11 protein-coding genes and 1 pseudogene are annotated in these 10,791 nt (G+C 67.9%); 8 read left to right on the forward strand and 4 right to left on the reverse strand.

Features of this window, described 5'->3' with window-relative positions; translation table 11 throughout:
- Window positions 1-597: 597 nt before the first annotated feature.
- Window positions 598-816, forward strand: coding sequence for a hypothetical protein (locus ACE3QP_RS05505; protein WP_374434236.1), 219 nt, complete (start codon window positions 598-600; stop codon window positions 814-816).
- Window positions 817-824: 8 nt separating this feature from the next.
- Here ACE3QP_RS05505 and ACE3QP_RS05510 read toward each other — a convergent pair whose 3' ends face one another.
- A complete protein-coding gene (locus ACE3QP_RS05510) occupies window positions 825-2,228 on the reverse strand; it encodes a hypothetical protein (protein ID WP_374434237.1) in 1,404 nt (467 codons plus the stop codon).
- A 466-nt stretch (window positions 2,229-2,694) separates the two neighbouring features.
- On the opposite strand from ACE3QP_RS05510, the pseudogene ACE3QP_RS05515 reads away from it, so the two are divergent.
- A pseudogene (locus tag ACE3QP_RS05515) lies at window positions 2,695-3,834 on the forward strand (IS3 family transposase).
- A 194-nt stretch (window positions 3,835-4,028) separates the two neighbouring features.
- On the opposite strand, the gene ACE3QP_RS05520 reads toward ACE3QP_RS05515, so the two are convergent.
- The 3 genes from ACE3QP_RS05520 to ACE3QP_RS05530 all read right to left on the reverse strand — a co-directional run bounded on the left by ACE3QP_RS05520 (window position 4,029) and on the right by ACE3QP_RS05530 (window position 5,649).
- A complete protein-coding gene (locus ACE3QP_RS05520; RefSeq protein ID WP_374434239.1) occupies window positions 4,029-4,169 on the reverse strand; it encodes a hypothetical protein in 141 nt (46 codons plus the stop codon).
- A 209-nt stretch (window positions 4,170-4,378) separates the two neighbouring features.
- Window positions 4,379-5,278: a tRNA pseudouridine(13) synthase TruD gene (gene truD / locus ACE3QP_RS05525; RefSeq protein WP_374434470.1), complete on the reverse strand. Its 900-nt coding sequence runs from the start codon at window positions 5,276-5,278 to the stop codon at window positions 4,379-4,381.
- Between the two features lie 170 nt (window positions 5,279-5,448).
- Window positions 5,449-5,649: a hypothetical protein gene (locus ACE3QP_RS05530; protein ID WP_374434241.1), complete on the reverse strand. Its 201-nt coding sequence runs from the start codon at window positions 5,647-5,649 to the stop codon at window positions 5,449-5,451.
- A gap of 223 nt (window positions 5,650-5,872) precedes the next feature.
- Between ACE3QP_RS05530 and soxC the strand changes: the two genes are divergently transcribed.
- The 6 genes from soxC (at window position 5,873) to soxX (ending at window position 10,732) form a co-directional block, all read left to right on the forward strand.
- Window positions 5,873-7,261: a sulfite dehydrogenase gene (gene soxC / locus ACE3QP_RS05535; protein ID WP_374434243.1), complete on the forward strand. Its 1,389-nt coding sequence runs from the start codon at window positions 5,873-5,875 to the stop codon at window positions 7,259-7,261.
- Window positions 7,242-8,312, forward strand: a complete 1,071-nt coding sequence (locus ACE3QP_RS05540; protein WP_374434245.1) for a c-type cytochrome — start codon at window positions 7,242-7,244, stop codon at window positions 8,310-8,312. The genes soxC and ACE3QP_RS05540 overlap by 20 nt, the downstream gene beginning before the upstream one ends.
- A 76-nt stretch (window positions 8,313-8,388) precedes the next feature.
- Window positions 8,389-8,847: a thiosulfate oxidation carrier protein SoxY gene (gene soxY / locus ACE3QP_RS05545; protein ID WP_374434247.1), complete on the forward strand. Its 459-nt coding sequence runs from the start codon at window positions 8,389-8,391 to the stop codon at window positions 8,845-8,847.
- Between the two features lie 80 nt (window positions 8,848-8,927).
- Window positions 8,928-9,239: a thiosulfate oxidation carrier complex protein SoxZ gene (gene soxZ / locus ACE3QP_RS05550; protein WP_374434249.1), complete on the forward strand. Its 312-nt coding sequence runs from the start codon at window positions 8,928-8,930 to the stop codon at window positions 9,237-9,239.
- Between the two features lie 34 nt (window positions 9,240-9,273).
- Window positions 9,274-10,077, forward strand: coding sequence for a sulfur oxidation c-type cytochrome SoxA (gene soxA, locus ACE3QP_RS05555; protein WP_374434251.1), 804 nt, complete (start codon window positions 9,274-9,276; stop codon window positions 10,075-10,077).
- A 13-nt stretch (window positions 10,078-10,090) separates the two neighbouring features.
- The gene (soxX, locus tag ACE3QP_RS05560; protein WP_374434253.1) at window positions 10,091-10,732 is read left to right on the forward strand and encodes a sulfur oxidation c-type cytochrome SoxX; all 642 of its coding nucleotides are present in this window, start codon (window positions 10,091-10,093) and stop codon (window positions 10,730-10,732) included.
- Window positions 10,733-10,791 lie beyond the last annotated feature (59 nt).

The raw sequence follows: 10,791 nt of genomic DNA on the forward strand, positions 1-10,791 counted from the left end.
GGCCGTGGGCACAGCTTGGGCACACCAACTGTGCCCATCGCCCAGAGCCTCCCCGCCGCTTGGCAATCGGGGCGCAGCTGAGGTTCATTTGCCTGCTTGTCGATGACAGGCACCGCCGGTCCACGGGACGCATGGCTGCGGAGGCCTACGCCGCGACGACTGCCTGCCGTCCTCTGGTCGTAGCGCCTGCGGAGGGCGCATGCACTGATGCAGCGCCTGGCTTCAATTGCTGCGGCTCCTCACCCCTATCCCGCTAGACATCATGGTCGCCCTGAGCGAGTTGCGAAGGGCGACCATGATGTCTAGAGGCCCCCACGACCACCCGCACCGCCGCGGCCACCGAAGCCCCCGGCGCCGCCCATGGTCACGCAAATTCAAGCGGCCCTGCGCGCGGCCATCCCTCACGCGCAGGTGAGCCCCATGCCCGACGGCACCTACTACCTCAGCCTGGAGTGCGCCCCCGTTGGGGCGAAGTGACAAGCCCTGGCCGCCTGCCCCCACTTGCGACGGGTCAGCGGGCTGTAGGCGACCGGCTCGGCGCTCAGCGATGCCGACCGCGTGCCCTTGCTGGCCAGCCCGTGCCACGATGGCCTGCAAATGCTGGACTTGCGCCACAACCGGCTCAGCCAGGGCATCTTGATCTTGCTGCGCCGCCAGCCCTTGTTGCGCTACCTGCGCATCCTGGCTCTCACCGGCAACCCCGCCATCAGCCAGGCGCCCGAAGCCGCGCACGCCCTGCTCTGGGAAACCACGCCCTCAGGGCCGCGCGCCCCCCGTGAGCGCTGGCTGGAACGGCTCACCCACCTGGAACCCTGAGGCGCCAGCTACGGCGACACGCGCGTAAACGTGGGCGGTGCGTTGCGGGGGTCTTGATCCACCTTGGGCGCGGCGTAGTACCAGGCCTGCGGGGTGCTGTTCGCCAGAGCGCGGGTCAGGTAAGCCACCAGCTCCGGCGGGGGCACCTGCCCACGCGCCGCGGCCAGTTCGGCAAAGCGGGCCAGGGTGGCGGCGGGCCGGGGCAGCACGGGCCTCAATGCCAGAGCCAGGGCCGGCAGCACGCTGCCCAGCGGCCAGGCGTAGTAGCGCTCGCAGGCCAGCAGCACCCCGATCGTGCTGTCAGAGAGCGGCAACAGGCGCCACGCCGCCTCGGCCTCGGCCGGCGTGCGTGCGGCCAAGGCAGCGTCCACAGGGTGCGGTGCGGGCATAGCAGCAGGCTTGAGCAGCGCGTGCACGACGCGCGCGGCACGCCGCAAGGGGCCTGGTGGCGCCTCTGAGGTCCAGCGGCTCTGCGGCGTCGTCCAGCGTGCCGGCTTGGCGGGCATCGCCCCATGGCCATCCAACCACGTCTGCAGCACATCGGCCCAGGTTTGCGGCGCCACGGCGCGGCGCTCTGCTGTCTTGCGCGCCTGATGCTCGGCATGTCGAACCGCCTCGGCCGCGGCCCGTGCGGCCTCCCGGCGAGCGTGGTCGGGGGTCTGGTGCTCGGCCTCTTGCACGGTGGCAGGGCTTTGCTGGCGCGTACGCAGCAAGCGCAATTGCAGGTTCAGCACGTCGCGCAGGCACAGCCATTCCTCGGCGCGCTGGCGCACGGCCACGGGTACCTGGGCCGCCGCCAGCGGCGCGGCAGGGTCACGGTCGTCCAAGGTCAGGCTGGCGGGGTGCGCTGCTGCGGCCAGCGCTGCTGCGCCCGCCACGGCGCGCTGGGCGGCCAGCAGGAGCTGCTCGCACTCGTCCGCCACCTCCCAAGCGCCCTGGCGGCGCACCAGTTCGGTCAGCGCCACGGCGCGCCACGCCTGGCGGATCAGGCGCTCCAGCTCCACAGGCTCGGGCAGCACCAAGGCCTGACTGGCCACACGGGCGCAGTCGCTCTCTGGCAAATACAGCATGTCCACCAGCGGGCGCAGGGTGCTCAGGGCCAGACCCCGCAGGCGATGCAGCTCACGTTCGGCCACTGCTTCCTCCGCGGCGTCTCGGGCCCTCTCGGCAGCAGTGCGTTGGCAGCCCGACAGCAAACGCAGGTAGCGCAGCCGATCCTGATGCTCCCATGCGGCCTCTCGGTAGGCCCGCCAGGCCAGGCTCGCATCACCCTGCTCCAGCGCACACGCTGCCGCCCGCTCCAGGGCAGGCATCTCGGCATGCGCCAGAAAGAACAGGCGTTCGTGCGCCCGAGGCCGCCGCGCCAGGTTCTCAGCCACATAGGGGCAGTACCCGCATGCGTTCAGACCCAAGGCTCTCAGGCCGGAGCTGTGGGTCGAGTGGCCGTCCAAGTAGGTCTGGCCGCGGCCCCATTCCCCGCCACCACCCAACTCCCGCTGACGGCGTTGGCACAGGCCACAAGTGATGTAGCGAAGCGAATACGAGGTCATGAGCTCAGTGAGCTGCCATTGGGTTCAGGTCAGCTCGCGAAGGATGGCAGCGGCTTCTTCTGTCAACTGGACAAACTGATCAGGGGCTTCGTGGGTTCTGTGATGGCCAGGACCAGCTGCTCCGCCTTCATCTCCTGTGCCGCAATGCCCATGCACCCAGGGCGCCTCCTTGACATGATGCTGCGCGCGGACATTCGGCGGCCGACAGGCTGACGGAGTTTCGGTCAAGAGTCGGCCCACCACACCACGCCAACAAGTTGCTGTCTGAATCGCCCCGCCTTTCGTAGACACCTCGCGAGCCTCAACCTGAGGCCCAATCGGAGGTGCCATGAGCAAACCCAACTACCCCCAAGAATTCAAGAGCGAAGCCGTCAAGCAGGTGCTTGAGCGCGGCCATCGCGTGGCCGAAGTCGCCCAGCGGCTGGGCGTCAGTCAACACAGCCTGTACCAGTGGATCAAGGCGCACCGCACGCCTTAGTCGCAGCGCCAGGCGCAGCAGGCCAACAGTGAGGAGGTACGCCGCCTCAAGGCCGAACTCAAGCGCGTGACCGAGGAGCGTGACATCCTAAAAACGGCCGCCGCGTACTTTGCCAAGCTGTCCGGGTGAAGTACGCGTTCGTCACGGAGCACGCCCAGCAGTACTCGGTGCGTCGGCTGTGCAAGGGGATGCAGATCCACCCCAGTGGCTACTACGCTTGGCTACGTGAGCCTCAGAGCGCCCGCGCTCGGGACGACGAGCGGCTCAGCGGCCTGCTCAAGCAAGCCTGGCTGGAGTGCGGTGGGGTGTACGGCTATCGCAAGCTGTTTCTGGACATACGCGACCTGGGCGAGCGTTGCGGCAAGCATCGCGTGGCCCGGGTTGCTCAAGCGCGCGGGCCTGCACGCCCAGCGCGGCTATGGCCGCCGACCCTCGCCTCGCGGGGGCAAGCCTGCGGTGGTGGCAGACAACCATCTGCGGCGCCAGTTCAAAGTTGAGCAGCCCAACCAGGCCTGGGTGACCGACACCAACTACATCCGCACGCACGAGGGCTGGCTGTACCTGGCGGTGGTGCTCGACCTGTTCTCGCGACAGGTCATTGGCTCGCGCATCGACACCGATCTGGTGCTGCGTGCGCTGCTCATGGCACTGTGGCGGCGTCAGCCCAAGGAGCCGGTGATGCTGCACTCGGACCAAGGCTGCCAGTCCACGAGCGACGAGTGGCAGAGGTTCCTCAAAGCCAACCAGTTGGTGAGCAGCATGAGCCGGCGCGGCAACTGCCACGACAACGCCGCGGCCGAGAGCTTCTTCCAACTCCTCAAGCGCGAACGAGTGCGCCGCCAGACCTACGCCACGCGGGCTGAAGCGCAGTCCGACGTCTTCAACTACATCGAGATGTTCTACAACCCGCAGCGCCGCCACGCTGCGGCCGGAAACCTGTCACCCGCAGAATTCGAACGACGTCATTACCAACGGCCCGCGGGTGTCTAGAAAACACGGGGCGATTCACGGTACGAATCCATCCACACCGCGAAGCCCGCGACAACGGCCAAGAGCGGCGCCCAGAGCAGCCACTGCGGGAATCGCTGCCCGTGGAACCGGTACAAGCCGGCTGCAAAGAGCGAGAGAGAAGCCGTGATGAGTCCGTTGGCCGCGACGATGGACAGCCAGTCGCCGATCTGACCTCAAGGGCTCAGCAGCGAATAGGCGACCACCTGCAGGGCCAAGGCCAAGGCCCAGGTTCTCAGATCGGGCAGTCTGCGGTGCGCGATCACCCCCAGCGTGATGGCCATGACCGCTGACGCGACCAGGATCAGCAGGAACATCGTGGGGATATGTAGGTTCACCCTGGCAGGCGCCTTGCTTCAGCGCCCCCACTGCAAGCAGCCTGGGCTTGCCGGCGCCCAAAGGCCAGGTCCTCTTGGTTGCTGGGCTGGCGCCTGAGGGCAGTCAAGGTGAGCGCCGCCCCTTGGCCGCCCGCGCTTGATCAAGCGGCCACTCTGAAACAGACCCTCGGCAGCGCCAGAGCGGTCTGTCAATCGAGCGCCACAGGCTCGCTTTCCGTGTGCCGGTCCGGCTCCGTGGTGCGGCGGAATTCGTTCAGCACGGAGGTGGCGTAGTTCCCGGCGGGCAGGGAGAAGGTGAGCACCAATTGATCGGGCTGCGGCCACTCCCAGGCCAGGTCCACCGGGCTGGCCACCAGGGCGCGGCGCTCCTGGTCCAGGCCGGCATGCTCCAGCCCGTTGCACAAGATGGCATGGCGTTCGGCCACGCCGCTTTCCAGGGCCTGGGCTTCATCGGTCGAGCTCACGCGGCCGCGGCCCCAGAGGGGACCGGTGGGGCGACCGGCCTCGTCCATCACGTCGCCGGGCAGGGTCATGCCCCAGAGCCCCCGCTGGATGCGCAGCGCCAGCACCTCGTTGAAGACGAAGGAGCGCACCGCCGAGAGGTAGATGCCCTTTTTCTTCGGGTTGCGCACGCGGATTTCCCGCGCCAGCATGGCCCGGCCCTGCTCGACGTTGCCGCCCTCGAAGCCGAAGCGCTGCGCGCCGAAGTAGTTGGGCACGCCCTGCGACGCCACGGCCTGGAGGTTGGCCTCGATAGCGTCACGGTCGCCGCTCAGCTCGCGCAGCACGATGCGGAAGTGATTGCCCTGCAGATCGCCGGGGCGCAGCTTCTTGACGTGGCGGCTGTGGCTCAGCACCTTGAACTCCGGGTGCTGCAGCGTCGTCAGGTCGGGCGTCTCGCCCTTTGGCAGGTAGAGGCTGAACCACTGCCGGGTGATGGCGTAGCGGTCCTTGAGGCCGGCATAGCCCACGTCCCGCTCCTGCACGCCGGCAGCTTCGGCCAGCTGTTGGGCCACGAAGGCGGTGTTGGCACCGTTCTTCTCGACCTCCACCCAGATGTGTTCGCCCGCGCCGGAAGGCAGCTGCAGCGGGGGCTCAGGGACCGAACGACGTCCTGGGTTCGGGGCGCCACCGGGCGGCCGACCGACCTGTCCTCACGTCGGCGCGGACGCTCAGAGCCAGCCCCAGAGCCGGCGCAGCCATTGGGGCCGGAGGTCGCGGCTGGGGCGATAGTGTTGACGCAGCAGTTCTTGGGTACTCATGGGGCTTCCTGGGGGACGGTGGGACGCGGCAGGGGTTCGATGCGCTCCCCGTTGACATGGGGCTGGCCATGGATGACCTCGATGCGCATGGCGCCGAAGCGGCTGTGCCAGACCATCGACAAGCCTTCCGCCGGCTCCAGACCGGCTTGCGGGGACGGTTCCGGCGTCGGGGCTTGCGGGCCTGACGGGCTGTTCATAACTTCAGTGCTGTGTATGCATACAGTATGACGAAGGCCGGTCGATTCGGCAAGAGCTCGGCACCCGCAGGCGGAGCAAGCCCGCGTGACAGGTGACCCGCCGGGCGCGGGTTTTCCCTTGACTGACAGGTCCCGCATGTACCCGTATATTTGTATGCACTGATATACAGATTCAAGCAGCCCCAGCCCAAAGCGCGGTCGGGTCTGCACAGCAGGAGCACCCGTGAGCCCCGAACGAAGCCCCCAGGGCCGGCTGATCAAAGCCCCCGAGAACTTCATCGACGCCGAAGGCGTGCGCCAGGTCGTTGCCGAGGCCAAGGAGGGCCGGCGCGACTTCCTGCGCAAGGCCTTCGTGGCCGCCGGCGCGGCCGGCGCCAGTGCAGCAGCCCCGCGCGCCCTGGCCACCGCCAACCCGGTGGACCCGCAAGGTGGCGATCCCAACATCCTGGAACTGCCCGAGCACAGCCGGGGCCTGGGCCAGCCGGTGGCCACGGACGGCTACGGGAAGCCTTCGAAGCACGAGGCCAACGTGCAGCGCCGCCAGAGCCCGGGCCTGACACAGACCACCCAGGCCTCGGTGTCCTTCGCGCCGCTGCAGTCGCTGTTCGGCATCGTCACGCCCTCGGGGCTGCACTTCGAGCGCCACCACCAGGGCTGGTGGGACATCGACCCTTCCAAGCACCGGCTGATGATCAACGGCTCCGACGAGCGCCTGCTCAAGAAGGCGATGGTGTTCACCCTGGACGAGCTGATGCGCCTGCCTTCGGTGAGCCGCTTTCATTTCATCGAGTGCGGCGCCAACACCGGCATGGAGTGGGGCAATGTGGCGGTGCCCACCTGCCAGTACACGCACGGCATGCTCAGTTGCAGCGAGTTCACCGGCGTGCCGCTGAAGCTGCTGTTCGACATGGTCGGCGTGGACTACAAGAAGGCCCGCTATGTGCTGGGCGAGGGCGCCGATGGCTCCAGCATGACGCGCACCCTGCCGATGGAGCTGGTCGAATCCGGCGAGGTGCTGGTGGCCTACGGCCAGAACGGCGAGATGCTGCGCCCCGAGAACGGCTACCCGCTGCGCCTGGTGGTGCCCGGCGTGCAGGGCGTGAGCTGGGTGAAGTACCTGCGCCGCATCGAGGTGGGCGACCAGCCCTACGGCGCCAAGGACGAGGTGGTGCACTACATCGACCTGATGCCCGATGGTCGCCACCGTCAGTACACCAGCATCCAGGAATGCAAGTCGGTGGTCACCACGCCCTCGGGCGGCCAGGTGCTGCTGGACCAAGGCTTCTACAACATCACCGGCCTGGCCTGGAGCGGGCGCGGCAAGATCAAACGGGTCGATGTGTCGGTGGACGGCGGGCGCAACTGGCGCACCGCGCGCCTGGAAACCCCGGTGCTGAGCAAATGCCTGACGCGCTTCAACATCGATTGGGTGTGGGATGGCAAGCCCGCACTGATTCAGAGCCGCGCCATGGACGACACCGGCTATGTGCAGCCCAGCTACCGGCAGCTGCGCGCGGTGCGCGGCACGCGCTCGATCTATCACAACAACGCCATCCAGACCTGGCTGGTGCAGGAAAGCGGGGAGGTCAAGAATGTCCAGCTCGCGGGCTAAGTTCGTCCTCAGCGGCCTGCTGGCGCTGGCCACCGGCAGCGCGCTGGCCCAGCCCTTCCCCAACGTCGGCCGCTCCGCCACGCCGAAGGAAATCAAGGCCTGGGACATCGATGTGCGGCCGGACTTCAAGGGTCTGCCCCCCGGCTCGGGCTCGGTGGCGCGCGGCACCGAAGTCTGGGAAGCCAAATGCGCCTCCTGCCACGGTGTCTTCGGTGAAAGCAATGAGGTGTTCGCGCCCCTGGTGGGCGGCACCACCAAGGAAGACATTGCGACAGGGCGCGTGGCCCGCCTCACCGACCCCGGCTTCCCCGGCCGCACCACGCTGATGAAGCTGTCCACGCTCTCCACGCTGTGGGACTACATCCACCGCGCCATGCCCTGGACGCAGCCGAAGTCCCTGACGCCGGACGAGGTCTACGCCGTCACCGCCTACCTGCTCAACCTGGGCGGCGTGGTGCCGGACGACTTCGTGCTCAGCCACCAGAACATGCCCGAGGTGCAGGCCCGCCTGCCCAACCGCAACGGCATCCGCACCGACCACGGCCTGTGGCCGGGAAATAGCCTGGGCAATGGCGGCAAACCCGACGTGCAGGCCACGGCCTGCATGAAGGACTGCGGCCCCGAACCGCAGCTGGCCAGCTTCCTGCCCGAGCACGCCCGCAATGCCCACGGCAATCTGGCCGAGCAGAACCGCGCGGTGGGCGCCCAGCATGGCGCCGACACCTCGCGCCCCTCCGGCGCCCCGCCCAGCCTGCCGGTGCCGGCCAAACCGGCCGCTGCCGCGCCTCCCCCCAACGCCGCCGCCCTGGCCAAGGCCGCCCAGCACAGCTGCACCGCCTGCCACGGGGTGGACAAACCCATCGTCGGCCCGGCCTTCAATGCCATCGCCAAGAAGCACGCCAGCCGCGGCGATCTGGAGGCCTATTTGCAGCAAAAGATCCGCAGCGGCGGCCAGGGCGTCTGGGGCGCGGTGCCGATGCCGCCGCAGACCCTACCCGAGGCCGACGCCGCCCTGCTGGCCGCCTGGATTGCCGCGGGCGCCAGGCGCTGAACCCACAGCCCGAGATAACCCCGGCTTGTGATGATCTGAATCAATTCATTAGCATGCGCTGAACAAGGAGAACCCGATGCATACCCGACGCAAGCTGCTGGCCGATTCGGCCAAGGTCATGGCCCTGCTGGCCGGCGCCGGCCTGCTGCCGCAGACGGCCCTGGCCGCCTGGACGCAGGCCGCCTTTGAGGCCAAGACCGTGGCCGACGCCATCAAGGCCCTGGGCGGCGGCGCCCCGGCGGAGAGCAAGGACGTCACCATCACCGGGCCGGACATCGCCGAGAACGGTGCCGTGGTGCCGGTGGGCGTGGCCACGGCGCTGCCCGGCGTCAAGCGCCTGGCGGTGCTGGTGGAGAAGAACCCCAGCACCCTGGCTGCCGTGTTCGAGGTGAGCGACGCGGTGGAAGCCAGCTTCAACACCCGCGTGAAGATGGGCCAGTCCTCCAACGTGCTGGCCGTGGCCCTGATGGCGGATGGCAAGGTGCTGTTTGCGCAGAAGGAGATCAAGGTGACGCTGGGGGGGTGTGGTGGCTGAGAGCGGTGCGCGTCTTGCGCGCACCGGCTGGGTGAGACCACCGCACTGCACCAACCCCAACTGAATTCAAGGAGCACTCCATGCCCGATCCGATGCGCATCCGCGCCCAAGTTGCCGGCGACAAAGCCACCGTCCGCGTCCTGATGGCCCATGAAATGGAAACCGGCCAGCGCAAGGACGCCGCCGGCAAGCCCATCCCCGCCTGGTTCATCCAGGAAGTGAGTGCCACCCACAACGGCAAGCCCGTGCTGAATGCCCAGTGGGGCCCCTCGGTGTCCAAGAACCCCTTCCTGCAGTTCGTGGTCAAGGGCGCGAAGGCGGGCGACAAGATCGCCATCAGCTGGAAGGACAACCGCGGCGAGACCCGGACCGACGAAGCCGTGGTGTCCTGAACGCCCCGCACCGACCCTCAGCAGGAGACCCCCGATGAAGCTCAAGCCGGTGCTTGCCGCCAGCGCGATCGCCCTGATCGCCGCCAGCGTCCCCGCCCAGGAAAAGTCCGCCGCCGACGGCATTGCCGAATACCGCAAGATGCTCGAAGACGGCAACCCCGCCGAGCTGTTCGAGGCCAAAGGGGAGGACCTGTGGAAGCGCAAGCGCGGGCCCAAGAACGCCTCGCTGGAAGCCTGCGACCTGGGCAAGGGCCCCGGCGTCGTCAAGGGCGCTTTCGTGGAGCTGCCGCGCTGGTTTGCCGACACGAGCAAGGTGCAGGACCTCGAATCGCGCCTGCTCACCTGCATGGAGCGCCTGCAGGGGCTGGACCCCAAGACCGTGACCGAGGAGCGCTTTGGCCGCGGCGAGCAGGCCAATATGGAAGGTCTGGTGGCCTGGATTGCGGCCGAGTCGCGCGGCATGAAGATGAACCTGCCGACCAGCCACCCGGAAGAGAAGCGCTCCTACGAGCTGGGCAAGCGCGCCTTCTTCTTCCGCGGCGGCACGCACGACTTCTCCTGCGCCTCCTGCCATGGTGAAGACGGCAAGCGCATTCGCCTGCAAGACCTGCCCAACCTCACCAAGAACCCCGGCAACGGCGTGGGCTTCGCGGCCTGGCCGGCCTATCGCGTGAGCAGCGGCGAGCTCTGGGGCATGCAGCGCCGCCTGAACGACTGCTTCCGCCAGCAGCGCTTCCCCTATCCGGGCTACGCGTCCGAGGTCACCATCGCCCTGGCCAGCTTCATGGGCATCAATGCCAAGGGCGCGGAGTCCATCGCCCCCAGCATCAAGCGTTGAACGGAGCCCGCCGATGAAGACCACTATCACCCTCGCCTGCGCCGGCACCGCCCTGGTGCTGGTCGCCTGCGCCAGCCTGCCCTCCTCTGCCGAGCTGGATGCCCAGGCCCAGGCCATGATGAAGGCCTCCTTTCGCGACCAGGGCATCGCCAAGGTCGACCGCATCCAGCAGGACCTCGGCCAATCCGCCTGCTCCAGCGACAAGCCGCCACCTGAGGCTGTGAGCAAGCAGGTGGAAAAAGAGGCCATGGCCAGCATCAAACCGCCCAGCGACGGGCGTTACCTGGGCGACTGGAAGCGCGGCGAAGCGCTGGCCCAGAACGGCCGCGGCATGACCTGGACGGACGCCAGCATCGAGACCAAGGCCAACGGCGGCAATTGCTACAACTGCCACCAGATCGACAAGAAGGAAATCTCCTTCGGCACCATCGGCCCCAGCTTGTGGAACTACGGCAAGCTGCGCGGCGTGCTGAACCCGGATGACCCGGCGTCCAAGCCCATCGTCGACTACACCTGGGGCAAGCTGTGGAACAGCAAGGCCTACTCGGCCTGCTCCAACATGCCGCGTTTCGGCCACGCCAAGCTGCTGGACGAAGGCCAGCTCAAGGACCTGATGGCGCTGCTGCTGGACCCGAAGTCGCCCGTCAACCAGTGAACGAAGCAAGCCCGGGCGACCGGGCTTTTTCGCAGCACAAATATCAGTGAAGACTGAAC

Source organism: Inhella sp. (assembly GCF_041912635.1).
Taxonomy (GTDB): Bacteria; Pseudomonadota; Gammaproteobacteria; order Burkholderiales; family Burkholderiaceae_C; genus Inhella.